Source organism: Anaerovibrio lipolyticus DSM 3074, assembly GCF_900141865.1.
Classification (GTDB): Bacteria; Bacillota; Negativicutes; order Selenomonadales; family Selenomonadaceae; genus Anaerovibrio; species Anaerovibrio lipolyticus.
In genome coordinates this window covers 106695-121535 of record NZ_FQYW01000003.1, presented here as the reverse complement: position 1 = coordinate 121535, position 14841 = coordinate 106695, and the positions used below count along the sequence as shown (strand labels likewise).

Annotated in this window: 14 protein-coding genes; 13 read left to right on the top strand and 1 reads right to left on the bottom strand. The window is 44.4% G+C overall.

All coding sequences use genetic code 11. The features are described 5' to 3' along the window. Positions 1–219 precede the first annotated feature (219 nt). The 8 genes from B6K08_RS00595 (at position 220) to sufU (ending at position 8036) form a co-directional block, all read left to right on the top strand. Positions 220–948 carry an ABC transporter ATP-binding protein gene (locus B6K08_RS00595; RefSeq protein ID WP_039206849.1) on the top strand — a complete coding sequence of 243 codons (729 nt, stop codon included), beginning with the start codon at positions 220–222 and terminating at the stop codon, positions 946–948. Between the two features lie 13 nt (positions 949–961). Beyond that, positions 962–1882: a SufB/SufD family protein gene (locus B6K08_RS00590; RefSeq protein WP_039206848.1), complete on the top strand. Its 921-nt coding sequence runs from the start codon at positions 962–964 to the stop codon at positions 1880–1882. Positions 1883–1946: 64 nt separating this feature from the next. Further along, complete coding sequence (locus tag B6K08_RS00585) at positions 1947–3146, top strand: glucosaminidase domain-containing protein (RefSeq protein ID WP_080325180.1); 1200 nt, start codon at positions 1947–1949, stop codon at positions 3144–3146. 210 nt (positions 3147–3356) lie between these two features. Continuing rightward, positions 3357–4121: a Fe-S cluster assembly ATPase SufC gene (gene sufC, locus B6K08_RS00580; protein WP_080325179.1), complete on the top strand. Its 765-nt coding sequence runs from the start codon at positions 3357–3359 to the stop codon at positions 4119–4121. Positions 4122–4123: 2 nt separating this feature from the next. Beyond that, the gene (gene sufB / locus B6K08_RS00575; protein ID WP_080325178.1) at positions 4124–5530 is read left to right on the top strand and encodes a Fe-S cluster assembly protein SufB; all 1407 of its coding nucleotides are present in this window, start codon (positions 4124–4126) and stop codon (positions 5528–5530) included. Between the two features lie 14 nt (positions 5531–5544). Further along, positions 5545–6378: a SufB/SufD family protein gene (locus tag B6K08_RS00570; RefSeq protein WP_080325177.1), complete on the top strand. Its 834-nt coding sequence runs from the start codon at positions 5545–5547 to the stop codon at positions 6376–6378. Then, positions 6371–7606, top strand: a complete 1236-nt coding sequence (locus tag B6K08_RS00565) for a cysteine desulfurase (protein ID WP_039206844.1) — start codon at positions 6371–6373, stop codon at positions 7604–7606. The genes B6K08_RS00570 and B6K08_RS00565 overlap by 8 nt, the downstream gene beginning before the upstream one ends. Next, positions 7596–8036, top strand: coding sequence for a Fe-S cluster assembly sulfur transfer protein SufU (gene sufU / locus B6K08_RS00560; RefSeq protein WP_039206842.1), 441 nt, complete (start codon positions 7596–7598; stop codon positions 8034–8036). The genes B6K08_RS00565 and sufU overlap by 11 nt, the downstream gene beginning before the upstream one ends. Before the next feature lie 305 nt (positions 8037–8341). Here the strand turns inward: sufU and B6K08_RS00555 are convergent, their stop codons facing one another. Beyond that, positions 8342–8776, bottom strand: coding sequence for a PaaI family thioesterase (locus tag B6K08_RS00555; RefSeq protein ID WP_039206839.1), 435 nt, complete (start codon positions 8774–8776; stop codon positions 8342–8344). A gap of 115 nt (positions 8777–8891) precedes the next feature. Between B6K08_RS00555 and B6K08_RS00550 the strand changes: the two genes are divergently transcribed. The 5 genes from B6K08_RS00550 (at position 8892) to B6K08_RS00525 (ending at position 14517) form a co-directional block, all read left to right on the top strand. Next, positions 8892–9527 (top strand): HAD family hydrolase, encoded by a 636-nt coding sequence (locus B6K08_RS00550; RefSeq protein WP_039206837.1) that lies wholly within the window; start codon positions 8892–8894, stop codon positions 9525–9527. Positions 9528–9560: 33 nt separating this feature from the next. Further along, positions 9561–10823, top strand: coding sequence for a purple acid phosphatase family protein (locus tag B6K08_RS00545; RefSeq protein WP_039206835.1), 1263 nt, complete (start codon positions 9561–9563; stop codon positions 10821–10823). Positions 10824–11471: 648 nt separating this feature from the next. Next, complete coding sequence (locus tag B6K08_RS00540; RefSeq protein WP_072033449.1) at positions 11472–12914, top strand: alanine/glycine:cation symporter family protein; 1443 nt, start codon at positions 11472–11474, stop codon at positions 12912–12914. A gap of 426 nt (positions 12915–13340) precedes the next feature. Beyond that, positions 13341–14291 (top strand): hypothetical protein, encoded by a 951-nt coding sequence (locus B6K08_RS00530; RefSeq protein WP_039206831.1) that lies wholly within the window; start codon positions 13341–13343, stop codon positions 14289–14291. A 34-nt stretch (positions 14292–14325) separates the two neighbouring features. Continuing rightward, positions 14326–14517, top strand: coding sequence for a hypothetical protein (locus tag B6K08_RS00525; RefSeq protein ID WP_080325176.1), 192 nt, complete (start codon positions 14326–14328; stop codon positions 14515–14517). Positions 14518–14841: the final 324 nt, after the last annotated feature.

Genomic DNA, 14841 nt, shown 5'->3' with positions numbered 1-14841 from the left:
TACGTTTTTCTAATGTATACACATAGGAGCTGGACTGGAAATGCAGTCCAGTTTTTTTGCTATGAAATCTTAGAGAATCGAATCTGAAAGATGAAGATGAACTTAGATTTCGTGTAAGGGCTGATGAAAGCCCTTATGCTTTCATCTTGCTTTATGGTATAATAAAAAGTGTGTTGTTTTTTGTGCCGTGGGCACATTTTTTTCAAGGAGAGTTGCACTATGCTTGAGCTAAAGGATTTAACCTATCAGGTTGAAGAAAATAATGAGACTTTAACTATTATTGATCATCTCGATCTTACCATAGATGATGGAAAGTTCATTGTTATTACCGGCCCTAATGGTGGTGGCAAGTCTACCCTTGCCAAGCTGATTATGGGTGTTAAGGAGCTTACCTCCGGCCAGATGATTTTTGACGGGGAGGATATTACCGAGTGCTCCATTACTGACCGTGCCCGTAAGGGAATAAGCTTTGCCTTTCAACAGCCAGTTCATTTTAAGGGTATCAAGGTACTGGACTTGCTTCGTCTGGCCACTGGCAAAAATATTTCCGTGAATACCGCCTGCGAATACCTTTCCAAGGTGGGTCTCTGTGCCAAGGAGTATATTGACCGTGAGGTTAATTCCTCCCTTTCCGGCGGTGAGCTGAAGCGTATTGAAATTGCTACTGTATTGGCCCGTGGCACCAAGTTCTCCATCTTCGATGAACCGGAGGCGGGCATTGATATTTGGAGCTTCCAGAACCTTATTCAGGTTTTTGAAAATATCAGAAAGACCGTCAAGGGAACTGTGCTTATTATTTCCCATCAGGAGAGAATACTTAATATTGCTGACGAAATCATTGTTATTGAGAACGGCAAGGTGAAGAAGCACGGTCCGAAGGATGAGATTCTGCCAGAGCTTTTGGGCACTGCTGATGCGGTTAACAGAGCCTGCAGCAAGATGAGTTAAGGAGGCATTTTAGATGTTAGATAATATTCAGAAGCAGCTGCTGAAGGAAGTGGCTGACCTTTATAAGATGCCGAAGGGGGCTTACAATATCCGTGCCAACGGTGAGAAGGCTGCCCGTAATACTACGGAAAATATTGATATTGTTACCAAGGATGACAAGCCTGGTATTGATATAATCATCAAGGACGGTACCAAAAACGAGAGCGTTCATATCCCTGTCGTTCTCAGTGAGAGTGGTATCAAGGAAACTGTATATAATGATTTCTATATTGGCGAGGACTGCGATGTGGTAATTGTTGCCGGCTGTGGTATCAGTAACTGCGGTACTCATGATTCCGAACACGACGGCGTTCATCGCTTCTTCGTAGGAAAGAATTCCAAAATCCGTTATGTGGAAAAGCATTATGGTGAAGGTGATGGCAGCGGCAAGCGCATTTTAAATCCCGTAACTGAGGTTTATCAGAAGGAAAACAGCTTTGTGGATATGGAAATGGTGCAGATTAAGGGTGTTGACAGCACTCACCGCGTTACCAAGGCAGAGCTGGCTGAGGGAGCAACCATGATTGTTCATGAGCGTCTCATGACCCATGGTGAGCAGAAGGCCACCAGCGTTTACGAGGTGGAGCTTAACGGTGAAGGCTCCAGTACGGATGTTATTTCCCGTTCCGTGGCCAAGGATAATTCTGAGCAGATCTTCGAGGCGGCTATCATTGGTAACACCGTCTGCAACGGCCATGCGGAATGTGATGCAATTATTATGGACAATGCCCATGTGGTGGCAGTGCCAAAGCTGGATGCCAGAAATGTGGATGCTGCCCTTATTCACGAGGCAGCCATCGGCAAAATCGCCGGAGAGCAGCTCATTAAGCTCATGTCCTTGGGCCTTACTGAGAAAGAGGCAGAGGAGCAGATCATCGGCGGATTCTTAAGATAATACAGAAAGGGACTGCAATAGCGGTCCCTTTTTAGTAAAGTAAGAGGATAAATGGAGGCTGGTTATGAAACATCTGAATTATTTGCAGTATATGGGCAGGCTTATGTTATGTGCGGCATTTCTTTTGGGGCTGGCTGGCTTTACCAATGGCTGTAAGGCCCAGGAGGGGCAGGAAATTCATCATTGCATTACCCACTACAGGCCTGTAAGCAGTTGGGAAAAGGTGGCGGACAAGGATAAGGTTACCATTTTGGGACCAGCTGTCGTTAATCAGGAGCAGATGGTCCAATATATTCTCTCCCGTAATCCCAATCCGAAGCTGAACTGTACATTGGAAGAATTGGTGGCCTATTATTATGAGGAGGCCGGCTCTGAAGGGGTCCGCCCTGATGTGGCCCTTTGTCAGGCCTTGAAGGAAACCGGTTTTTTCAATTATGGAAATGATGTAAAGCCTATGCAGAATAATTATTGTGGCTTGGGGGCCCTTGGCAACAAGGTACCGGGTTATACTTTTTATTCTCCCCAGCGGGGAGTTCGGGCCCATATCCAGCATTTATTGGCCTATGCCACCACCGAAATGCCAAAGAAGGATCTGGTGGATCCACGGTTCAGCGTTTTGGTGGAAAAATACCCCCATTATAGAGGAGCCGCCAAGTATTGGCCGGATTTAAACGGCCGTTGGGCTGTGCCGGGAACCACCTATGGTCAGGACATATTAAGACTGTGGCGGGAGGCAAGGCAATTTCATGAGGGGGAAAATGATTTAAATAAGGCACTGGACGTAGCCCATCGCCAGCCGAATAATGTGGAAGCCTGGGAAAGGGTTTATAGTTTGGCCTACGGTGATGGAAACTATGAGATGGCTATTTTAAGCATAGACCATATCATTAAACTGGATAAGAAAAATATTGATGCTTATGTTAAGCGGGCCAATATTTATCGGGAGTGGGGCTATAATGATAAAGCTCTGGCAGATTATAATACAGTCCTTTCTCTGGATGAATACAATTATGCTGCCTTGTCCGGCAGGGCATATCTGTATGCGTCCATTCAGGAGAACCGAAAGGCCTTGGCAGATTATGATGCCCTGCTGAATCGAAATCCAGGGGATACGGTGGCTCTTTATAATCATGGTTGTCTTCTGGCTGATGAGGGGCACTACAATGAGGCTATGGAGGATCTGGCTATGGTGCTGAATCTTGATCCTGATAATGAAATTGCTCAGCAGGCTGTAGATGACTTAAGGGCTTATTTAAAAAAGTAAATAACTAGGATTTACATCCTTGATCCCGTCTTTATTTTGAAGGCGGGATTTTTCTATGACGTGAAATCTTTTTTATTTCCGACAAAATTGGTAGGAATTATTGACATTGTGAAAAAAACACCCTATTATAAAAGCGTGAATTAATTCTGAGTGAATTACTAAGAATAAAATGTGTTCATAAATATGTGTGTTATATGAGGAGAGACTACCATGGAAAAATTGCTTAATATCAAGAATTTGCAGGTAACTGTGGCTGATAATGAAGCCGAGGATGCCAGCAAGGAAATCCTTAAGGGCATAGATCTGCAGGTAAATAAAGGTGAGATTCACGTTGTACTGGGGCCAAACGGCTCTGGCAAGTCAACCCTTATGAATGCCATTATGGGTCATCCAAAGTATGAGATTGCCGGGGGAAGTCTGGAATTTGAGGGAGAGGATCTTACTGAGCTTAAGACCTTTGAACGTGCCCGTAAGGGAATTTTCCTGTCCTTTCAGACTCCGGAGGAAATTCCCGGCATTACAGTGGAGAATATGATTCGCACTGCCAAGCAGGCAGTAACCGGTGAAAACATAAAGGTGGTCAAGTTCCGCAGGGAATTGAAGGCCGCCATGAAGGAGCTGCAGATGGATGAATCCTATGCCCAGCGTTATATGAATGTGGGATTTTCCGGCGGAGAGAAGAAGCGTAACGAGATTTTGCAAATGCTGATGCTTCAGCCAAAGCTGGCTCTTCTGGATGAAACTGATTCCGGACTGGATGTGGATGCAATTCAAATTGTGTCCAACGGGGTGAAGAAGTTTCACAATGAGGACAACGCCTGCCTCATCATTACCCACAACACACGCATATTGAAGCAGCTGAATGTGGACAAGGTTCATGTGCTGATGCAGGGAAAAATTGTGGCTGAGGGTGGCCCTGAGCTTATTGAGAAAATCGACAAAGAGGGCTTTGGTTTTTTGCAGGGAGCTGAATAAATATGGCACAGGAAAAGACTTATATAGAGGATATTGAGCGTACCCTCTATGATATAAAGAATGTAGACAAATCAAAATATAAATCCCAGTCCGGACTCACGGAGGATATTATCAGAGATATTTCCGCCAGAAAAAATGACCCGGAGTGGATGCTGGAGTTTCGTTTAAAATCTCTGGAGGTATACAATCAGTTATCCCTGCCAAATTGGGGTCCTGACCTTTCAGAGCTGAACATGGATGAAATCGTCACCTATGTGCAGCCAGATGCCAAAATGACCGGCAGCTGGGACGAGGTGCCAGAAGATATAAAGGACACCTTTGACCGCCTTGGTATTCCGGAGGCAGAGCAGACCTCCTTGGCGGGAGTGGGTGCCCAGTATGATTCTGAGGTGGTTTACCATAGCATTCAGGAGGATCTGGTAAAGCAGGGAGTTATCTATACAGATATGGAAACTGCCCTTCATGAGCACGAGGAAATCGTAAGGGACCATTTTATGAAGCTGGTACCTCCAAAGGATCATAAATTTGCGGCCCTTCATGGTGCTGTATGGTCTGGCGGTTCCTTTGTGTATGTGCCGGAGGGAGTACATGTGGAAATCCCCCTTCAGTCATATTTCCGCTTGAATGCGGCGGGAGCAGGCCAGTTTGAGCATACTCTTATTATTGTGGAAAAGAATGCCAGCCTTCACTTTATAGAGGGTTGCAGTGCACCTAAATATAATGTAACCAATTTGCACGCTGGCTGTGTGGAACTGTTCGTAAATGACGGGGCAAGACTTCGCTATTCCACCATTGAAAACTGGTCCAGAAATATGATGAACCTTAATACCAAGCGGGCTGTGGTAGGCAAGGACGGTGTTATTGAATGGGTTTCCGGTTCCTTCGGTTCCCATGTGTCCATGCTGTATCCATGCAGTGTGCTGAAGGGTGAAAATGCCAAGTGTGAATTTACTGGCGTTACCTTTGCTTCCAAGGGTCAGAATCTGGATACAGGAGCCAGCGTTATTCACTGTGCACCTCATACCTCGGCCAATATCAGTACCCGTACCATTTCCAAGGCTGGGGGCAAGGCCACCTACAGAAGTGCAGTGAAGGTTACGAAAAATGCTCCTTATGCCAAGTGCTCCGTAAATTGTGAGTCATTGATGCTGGATGATATTTCCCGCTCCGATACCCTGCCAACCATGGATATTGAGGGGGACGAGGCGGATATCGGCCATGAGGCCACCATTGGACGCATCAGTGATGAGGCAATTTTCTATCTTATGAGCCGTGGTATCAGCGAGGATGAGGCCCGCTCCATGATAGTAAGAGGCTTTGTGGAGCCTATTGCCAAGGAGCTGCCACTGGAATATGCGGTGGAAATGAACAATCTGGTTAATATTGAGCTGGAAGGCACCATGGGTTAAGGGAGGCGTTTGGAATGAATAAAGAAATTTTTAGTGAGATTCCTATGCGGACCTGGAACTGGCTGGGGGTCAATGAAGCTACGGTGGATAAGGACCTGCTGGTGGAATCCCAGAAGCTGGATATAGATATTGAGGCTGACCATCACGAAAAAATGGTGGTGGAATACCGTAAGGAATCCTATGGTATCGTAAATATAAGTATAGGTGAAAATGCTTCCTTGAAGCTGACCCAGCTCCAGCTTATGCCGGAGGAACGGAATCATGCAAATGAAGTAAATATTGTTCTGGAAAAGAAGGCCAGGCTCCAGCTGGTGGCTGTGGAAACCGGTGCTAAGTCCTTTGCCTCCAAGGTTAACATTATTCTCAAGGGTGATAAATCCCAGGCGGATGTGTCAGTACTGTATTTCGGTGACGGAGATCGCAGTCTGGATATGAATTATGTACTGGATTTCCAGGGGAGAAAAACCGTGGGGAATCTGGAGGTTTACGGCGGCCTCATGGGTGAGAGCCAAAAGATTTTTAGGGGGACCTTGGATTTTAAACAGGGCTCCAAGCAGGCCAAGGGCTATGAAAAGGAAAATGTGGTGGTGCTCTCCAAGGGCGTGCGAAACCGCTCTGTGCCAATTATGCTTTCCGGAGAGGATGATGTGGTGGGCAACCATGCAGTATCCTCCGGCAAGATTAACGAGGACAAGCTCCACTACCTTATGAGCCGTGGATTAAGTCCCGCAGAGGCCCGTAAGCTGGTGCTGGAGGCTGCCTTTAATCCGGTGCTGGAATTAATTGAGGATGAAGTACTGCGGCAGGAAATTGATTCTTATATAAAGGAGCGTCTTGAAAATGAATAATACCGTAAAATTTAAAGCAGACTTTCCTTTATTAGGCAAGCCAATGGGAAATAATCCTCTGGTATATCTTGACAATGGTGCTACCACCCAGAAGCCAGGGGAGGTAATCAAGGCTATTACGGAGTATTATGACAGCTTTAATGCCAATCCTCACCGGGGGGCCTATGAGCTGAGCATTAAGGCCACGGACATCTATGAAAATGCCCGTATCAAGACCCAACAATTCATTAATGCCAAATACTCCCATGAGATTATTTTTACCAAAAATGCCACAGAATCCTTAAATTTGGTGGCCTACAGCTACGGCCTTTCCCATGTTGGTGCAGGAGATGAGGTGCTTATTGCCATTTCCGAGCATCACAGTAATCTAGTTCCATGGCAGTATGTGTGCCAAATGAAGGGAGCCACCTTAAAATATATTTATCTTGAGGAGGATCATAATCTTTCCCAAAGGGATATTGAGGAAAAGATTACCGAAAAAACTAAGGTAGTGGCCGTGGCCCAGGTTTCCAATGTGCTGGGGCTCATTAATCCCGTGAAGGAAATCGTTGAAAGGGCCCATAAGGCAGGAGCTGTAGTGGTTGTTGACGGCTCCCAGAGCGTGCCTCATATGGCAGTGGATGTACAGGATATGGACGCGGATTTCTTCGTATTTTCCGGCCACAAAATGCTGTCTCCTATGGGAATTGGCGTCCTCTACGGCAAAGAGGCGCTGCTGAATGATATGCCGCCTTTCCTGATGGGAGGGGACATGATAGATTACGTGGAGGAGCAGCATACGGATTACGCTCCCCTGCCTGCTAAATTTGAGGCGGGGACACAGAATGTTGGTGGGGCAGCTGGTCTTTCTGCTGCCATTGATTACCTTAATCGGGTGGGCTTTGAGTATATCGAAAAGCAGGAAAAGGAGCTTACGAAATACGCCATCAGCCGCATGAAGGAAATGGATTACATTGAGCTTTATGGCTGTGACAGTTCCCGGGATAATAAAACAGGTATTGTTACCTTTAATGTTAAGGATGTACATCCCCATGATGTATCCACCATTATGGATGCTCATGGAGTGGCTATCAGGGCAGGCCATCATTGTGCCCAGCCTCTGATGATTTACTTGAAGCAGAACGCCACCTGCAGGGCTTCCTTCTATTTCTACAACAGCAAGGAAGATGTGGATAAATTTATTGAAGCATTATCAAAGGTGAGAGGAGTGCTGGGCCTTGGAGCTTGATAGCATTTATACAGAGCTGATTTCGGAGCATAGTCGCTCCACAGAGCATAAACATCATTTGGAATGTCCTAATATGTCTTTAAAGGGCAGAAACCCCAGCTGCGGTGACGAAATAACCCTGGAGCTGCAGGTGGAGGATGGTTATATAAAGGATGCATCCTTTGTGGGAATTGGTTGTGCAATTTCCCAGGCCTCTACCTCCATTATGATTGACCTTATAAAGGGTGAATCCGTGGCTAAGGCCAGACATTTGGCCAATCTCTTTCTGCGGATGATTAAGCGGGAGGAGCTGACAGAGGACGAGGAGGAGGAGCTGGATGAAGCCTTCGCATTGAAGAATATCTCCAATATGCCCGCCAGGGTGAAATGTGCGGTGCTTTCCTGGCATACATTGGAGGAGGCCTTTAAAGAGGTTGAGGGAAAGCATTAATTAGTTGGTCGTTGACAGGTATATAAATAGCGAGGGTAATGTCTATAGCAATAGAAACCAGAGCGTAAAAAAACTTTTTCTTGTATTACCTATGTATTAGTGGGAAAAATTACTTGTTTGAGCGACGCGAGTTGTAATTTTTTCCACTATATAAGTACAAGAAAAAGTTTTAGTGATGGGTTCGTGCTATAGACATACCCTCGCTTATTTTCGTTATCGGTAATAGACATTGCCCTCGTTTCTTTTCGCTATTAGCAACTGCCCTCGCCTTTTGTTTATTGATTGTTACAGAAGTAACTGTGTTATTATTTGCTTTCTGCCAGCAGCTTTCCGATAACGAAAAAGCTGCCGCTGGCCTTGCAAAACAGCTTTCCAGCCTCATTTTTCAGCTCGCACTCGCACATCATGGTGCGTGAGCCGTTGTGTACCACATGACCCGTGGCAATGAGCTTTTCCCCCAAAGGCACGCCCTTTATAAAGCTCATGTTAAAGGACAGGGTTACTACCTTTTTATTGTGGGAAAGGCAGGCAGCACCCATGGCAGTATCCGCCAGCCCCATTAAGGCACCACCGTGGGACATTTCATAGAAATTGGTGTGCTTGCGGTCAATTTTCATTTCCAGGGTAACGGAGCCCTCCTCCACATTGTCCACCCAAATGTGTAACAGCTCCACATAAGGATTTTCCTTGTAAAAAAGTCGCAGATGCTTGGTTAGTCGGTTTACAATACTGTCTGTCATTTTAATACCTCGCTAAATTTTTCTTATGTCATCTATGGTATAATTACATATTATAGATTAATTATACATCTCATGAACTAATTATACGCCAACTGGCTGGAAAAGGAAAAAGTAGATGAAGTATAAGTATTATTTTTTTGATTTTGATTATACCCTGGTAAATTCTGAAAAGGGTATTGTGGAATGCTTTTTGCGGACCTTGGAGGAATTTAATATACCTGCAAAGCCCTGGGATGAAATTAAGCTGACCATCGGTATGCCCATGATGGATGCCATTACCAAGGTTACGGGGCTGACGGATGAGGGGAAGAAATATCAGTTCCTTTTGGCATATAAAAAATATGCGGCGGAATTAATGACTCCCAATACCCATTTCTTCCCAGACGCCATTGCCACCTTGAAAAAGCTGAAGGCAGCAGGCTGTACGGTGGCTATTATTTCCACTAAAACCCGTCATCGCATAGAAGAAAAATTTCAGCAGGATGGCCAAACTCATCTTATTGATTTTATTATTGGCAGCGAGGACACCACTGCCAGCAAACCGGATCCTCAGGGCATCAACATGGCGCTTAAGCGCACCGGGGCAGACACAAAGGAAGTGCTTTATGTGGGGGACAGCCTTTATGATGCCGGGGCGGCGAAAAATGCCGGGGTGGATTTTGCCGCTGTACTTACGGGCAACACCAAAGGAGAAGAATTTGCCCCATATCCGTCAGTGCAGATGATAAATAGCTTAAGCGAATTGCAATGATTTTCATTTTTCCATGAAATGGGAGAGAAAGATATGACTTCAAAAATAAACAGACGGTCATTTTTAAAGGTCATTTTTTCGGGAATAGTTTCTGCGGTAATGGGGAAATTCAATAAATCCTCTGCAGCAACGGCAGGTAGTGATATTTATTTACCACGTCAGATTATAACAAAGGACAGCACCCATTCCAGAACCATTATGTGGCATTCCCGAAATCCCCATAATTCTTTGCGGGTTAATGTAAGGGACAATGGGGGTAATGTTACATCCTATATGGGAGGCGGCGGTCTATTTCAGGATGATGGGGAGAGCTTTTATATTAACAAGGTTTTGATAAACCGACTCCAGCCCAAAAGCCATTATACATATCAGATTGTGCAGGATGGAGCGACTACCCCGTGGTATCCCCTGGAAACAGGTGGCAGTGATACCGTGGAGGCATTGATTTTTCCTGATTCCCAATGCTCAGATGGCTACGAAACATGGAGAAGGGTGGCAGCCGGGGCCTTCGATTCTCATCGTGATATAAATATGTTTATTAATATGGGAGATTTGGTGGATAATGGTGAGGCTGCCTATCAGTGGCGCCAATGGTTTTACGCTATAAGTACCTATATGCCATCAAAAATATTTGTACCCCTTATGGGAAACCACGAGACTTATAATCTTAACTGGAAGTGCCGTATACCCCATGCTTTTTTGAATTTTTTTGCGGTGCCGGACAATGGCAGTGCAGCCTTTCAGCGTTACTATTATTCCTTTGATTGTGGCCCGGTGCATTTTATTGTGCTGAATACCCAGTTTGAGGAGCTGGACCCTATAAAGCCGGGGATGATGGAAGAGCAGTTTCAATGGCTCCGTCAGGATGTGGCGGCTTCAGATAAACCGTGGAAGGTGGTGCTGATGCACAAGGATATTATTAATTATGATAATCTTGGCAGCAGTGAGCCTCTGGCAGATATAGATGAAGTGGGAAAGCGGTTTATGCCATATTTTGATGAGCTGGGAATACATCTGGTTTTTACAGCCCATCAGCATACCTACAGGCGTCACGGTCATATATATAATTTTGAGCCCTCTGATGAGGGCCCGGTGTACATTGATACTGGGGTGGCGGGAAATTGTCGCTACAGTGTACCTCGTACTAAGAGGTTTGATAAAATTATGTTGCCTCAGCCGGAAACGGATAATTATCTGACAATTAAGGCCAGCAATGAGGACATAACAGTACAATGTTTTCTCCCTGATGGACAGTTGGGGGATTCTTTTGTATTGACTAATAGTAAACAAAAGTAACTATTTTTAAACTTTAGGGTAGTACAAAGTCCTATTTTTTTGGAAAAATATTGTTTTTATTGCTTGACATGGGTATTGGAGAGCCGTATAATGTATACACAAGGTCAGGAGAGGTGGCCTCGTCGTTTTACATAGGGAGATTACGGCGTACGTCACAGACCTAAGCGAAGGCGGATTTAAATACCGCCTTTTTCTTTTTGCAAAAAATTTGTCAGACAATTCGAAACAATAAAATCATAAGTCAATACAAAACAATTATATAGACTCAAAAATGAAATCTGATAGGGATAAGATGAATTGTACAGATTAGCTGTAAACCAGCCAATTCTTTTCTACATAAAATTAGCTCCTGTTAATAAAAAGAAAGAATAACTAAAAATATTCCTTATATTATTCGTATTTCAGAATATAATTAGACCTAGACTTTACAAAAATAAGGTTTCGTAATATACTCTTTAATATACATTTTGTATAGTTTGGGCAATGAAGCCCGTAGCCCCAGTGTTTGCTGGAGTTGCGGTATTTTGCCCGCAACACTTGATGAAATCGAGCTACTAGCGATGATTGAATTTAGTGATGCTCACTGAAAAATGGGCTGCAGATACAGTCCATTTTTGTTTTGCATCTTTTTTTATGGGGGGATAGGTTATGGATTATGGACTTATAATAAAACAGATCAATGACTTTGTGTGGGGACCTGTTATGCTGGCATTGCTGGTGGGTACCGGTATTTTTCTCACGGTGCGGCTGAAGTTTAAGCCTTGGCTTAATTTGCCATACGCTCTCAAAATGATTTTGGCCAAGAAGGATTCGTCAGAGGGTGATGTTACTCCCTTCCAGTCACTTATGATTGCCCTTTCTGCTACAGTGGGAACCGGTAATATCGTGGGTGTGGCTACTGCTATGGTTTTAGGTGGACCGGGTGCTTTGGTGTGGATGTGGATTTCCGCCGCCTTTGGTCTTTCCACCAAATATGCTGAATCTGTTTTGGCTGTTAAGTATCGTGAAAACAATAATAGGGGAGAAATGGCCGGTGGCCCAATGTATGCCATGAAAAATGGCATTGGTGGCTTTGTAGGCAAGACCATGGCAACCCTGTTTGCGGCATTTGCCGTATGCGCTTCCTTTGGTATTGGCAATATGACTCAGGCCAACTCCATTGCCGCTGCCTTTAATTCCAGCTTCCATGTGGATCCGGCCTTTGTAGGTGCTATTCTGGTTATTCTCACCATGGTGGTACTTTTTAAGGGGGTTCGCTCCATTGGTGCTGTATCCAGTATTGTAGTGCCTGTTATGGCTGCTTTTTATATGTTAGTAACCGTAGTGGTTATTATTGCCAATGCCGCAAATCTTCCAGCTGGTGTTGCTGAAATTTTCACTATGGCATTTGCCCCTGAGGCTATGGCCGGTGGTGTGGGCGGTTCCATTGTGGCTACTATGATGTCTGCCATGCGTTGGGGTGTTGCCCGTGGTGTTTTCTCCAATGAGGCGGGCCTTGGTTCTGCCCCTATTGCGGCGGCTGCAGCCCGTACAGACCACCCATCCCGTCAGGGCTACGTAAATATGACTGGTACCTTCTTTGATACCATGATTATCTGCGTACTTACCGGCCTGGTAATCGCCTCTTCCGGTGCTTTAGGTACCATTGATCCGGAAACAGGTAAGGCTGTATCCGGCGCTCATCTGACTATTTTGGCCTTTTCAACTGTTTTTGGTGAGCATGCCAGAGTAATTATTTCCTGTTCCTTGGCCCTCTTTGCCTTCTCTACCATTCTTGGTTGGGAGTATTACGGCGAAAAGGCGCTGGAATACCTGTGGGATAACCACGATATTACTGTAATGTACAGAACGATTTATGCTTTTGTAACCTATATTGGTGCCACTCAGGCCCTGGATATGGTATGGGATTTCTCTGACACGGCCAATGGTCTGATGGCTATTCCGAATCTTATCTGTCTCCTGTGGCTCAGCAAGGATGTGGCCCGGGAATGCTTCGATTATGAGGAGCGGGTAGCAGTTCGGGAGAAGAGGGGCGAAAAGGTTAATCTTAATCTTGAGTCCACGGACTATGCAAAGAAGAGCTTAATTTAATATCATAATTAACTATATATGAGATATCCTGCTGGTTGGTCATTTGACTGGTCAGCAGGATTTTTTATGTATATTTGGCGGGGCCTGGCACGGAAGGATTATCTTGTTGAGCAACGGGAAAACTTTTCGGCTTCATCACTTCGTCCGAATCAGCATGTACTATAAAAATCGACTTCTTCGAAGGCGACATAGTCGCACTTACATCGTGCCGAATATCAAATAAGTGCCCATGCTGAGCCTGCGGCGCACGGACTACGTTCTTCCAGACGAAAAAGTTTCCCCGTATTAATTCCTTGCCCCACACCACCAGTCCCCTCTAAAAAATAATATAAACAACAATAATACATAGAATTATTAGTAGAATTATGTTAAAATGCTAATATAATTAATAATAATATATGTGATTTATCAAGGAGAACGGGGAGTATGGGTAAATCTGATAAGCGGCGGAAGCGGTTATATGATAATGCATGTAAGAAGGTTTTGTCGGAGAAAGGGATTATAGGGCATATCCTTAAAACATGCGTAAAGGAATTTGAGAATGTTTCAGTTGATGATATTGTACATAAGTACATTCAGGGCACACCGGAGGTAGAAAAGATTCCCGTTCAGCCAGAGGATGAGATTTATCGTATAGAAAGCCAGCAGACTGAAGATTCACAAGAAAAAGAAGGCACGGTATTTTTTGATGTACGATTCACTGCATTGGCACCGGGGACGGGAGACTTTATTGAGCTGATAATAAATATTGAGGCCCAAAATGATTATAATCCGGGCTATCCAATATTAAAGCGGGGCATCTACTATTGCAGCCGTATGATTTCCAGCCAATATGGAATAGTATTCACCAAATCCCATTATGAGAAAATCAAGAAGGTTTATTCTATCTGGGTCTGCACCAATTCCAGCAAAGAATGGGAATATAATATTGCCCGATATGGTATAATAGAAGAAAATATAATAGGTAATGCGAAGGCCAAAACTGCTCATTATGATCTGTTGTCGGTTGTGATGATTTGCCTAGGGGAAAAGCAATATACCGAGCTGGAAGGCCTTTTGAAGCTGTTGAATCTTGTGTTAGTTGATAATGACCTTAGTCCCCAGGAAAAGAAGAACAAACTGACTGAGGAATTTTCCATAAAAATGACACCAAGACTGGAAAGGGGTGTAAAGAAAATGTGTAATTTGAGTGAAGGCGTAGAAAGACGTGGTATAAAAAAGGGAATGGCACTTGGACTTGCTGAGGGCAGAGAGCAGATGGCTACAGATATGGCAATGGATATGCTTCAGGATGATGAGCCAATAGAGAAGATTCTCAAATATTCACGTTTGCCCCTTAAGCGTATTCAGGAACTGGCGGAGCAAATAAGAAAATAAAAACAACACCAAACTTTAAAGGGGTGTAAAGAAAATGTGTAATTTGAGTGAAGGCGTTGAAAGACGTGGAATAAAAAAAGGAATTGAAACGGGCAGGTCTGCGGAAAAAGTTGAAACTGCCATTGGTATGCTTAAAGAAAATCTTTCTGTTGATATGATAGCCCGTGTTACTAAGCTCACTGTTGAGCAGGTTGTTGAAATAGGGGAAAAGAATGCGTTAATCTAGTTATGGCGCAATGAATATTATATATGTATGAGATATCCTGCTGGGGGCATTTGACTGGTCAGCGGGATTTTTTATGCATATTTGGCGGGGCCTGGCATGGGATAGGGGGAGCCTTATCCCATGCCACCCGTTATAATAGAAATATATCTATGTTGATATTAAAATTGATTAATGATATAATCAGCGTAAGAAAAGAGACAGCTGATGGCGTTAGTCAGCTTCCTCGGAGTATTCTTTAGAAACCGACCACGGCGAATGGTCGGTTTTGTCTTTATCTGAAGAATTACTTCAAAAGATTAAACACGGCAACTACAAGTGTTAGAA

Coding starts and splice junctions, on each gene's coding strand:
- B6K08_RS00595 (WP_039206849.1), top strand. CDS start 220: ATGCTTGAGCTAAAGGATTTAACCTATCAGGTTGAAGAAAATAATGAG.
- B6K08_RS00590 (WP_039206848.1), top strand. CDS start 962: ATGTTAGATAATATTCAGAAGCAGCTGCTGAAGGAAGTGGCTGACCTT.
- B6K08_RS00585 (WP_080325180.1), top strand. CDS start 1,947: ATGAAACATCTGAATTATTTGCAGTATATGGGCAGGCTTATGTTATGT.
- sufC (WP_080325179.1), top strand. CDS start 3,357: ATGGAAAAATTGCTTAATATCAAGAATTTGCAGGTAACTGTGGCTGAT.
- sufB (WP_080325178.1), top strand. CDS start 4,124: ATGGCACAGGAAAAGACTTATATAGAGGATATTGAGCGTACCCTCTAT.
- B6K08_RS00570 (WP_080325177.1), top strand. CDS start 5,545: ATGAATAAAGAAATTTTTAGTGAGATTCCTATGCGGACCTGGAACTGG.
- B6K08_RS00565 (WP_039206844.1), top strand. CDS start 6,371: ATGAATAATACCGTAAAATTTAAAGCAGACTTTCCTTTATTAGGCAAG.
- B6K08_RS00555 (WP_039206839.1), bottom strand. CDS start 8,776: ATGACAGACAGTATTGTAAACCGACTAACCAAGCATCTGCGACTTTTT.
- B6K08_RS00550 (WP_039206837.1), top strand. CDS start 8,892: ATGAAGTATAAGTATTATTTTTTTGATTTTGATTATACCCTGGTAAAT.
- B6K08_RS00545 (WP_039206835.1), top strand. CDS start 9,561: ATGACTTCAAAAATAAACAGACGGTCATTTTTAAAGGTCATTTTTTCG.
- B6K08_RS00540 (WP_072033449.1), top strand. CDS start 11,472: ATGGATTATGGACTTATAATAAAACAGATCAATGACTTTGTGTGGGGA.
- B6K08_RS00530 (WP_039206831.1), top strand. CDS start 13,341: ATGGGTAAATCTGATAAGCGGCGGAAGCGGTTATATGATAATGCATGT.
- B6K08_RS00525 (WP_080325176.1), top strand. CDS start 14,326: ATGTGTAATTTGAGTGAAGGCGTTGAAAGACGTGGAATAAAAAAAGGA.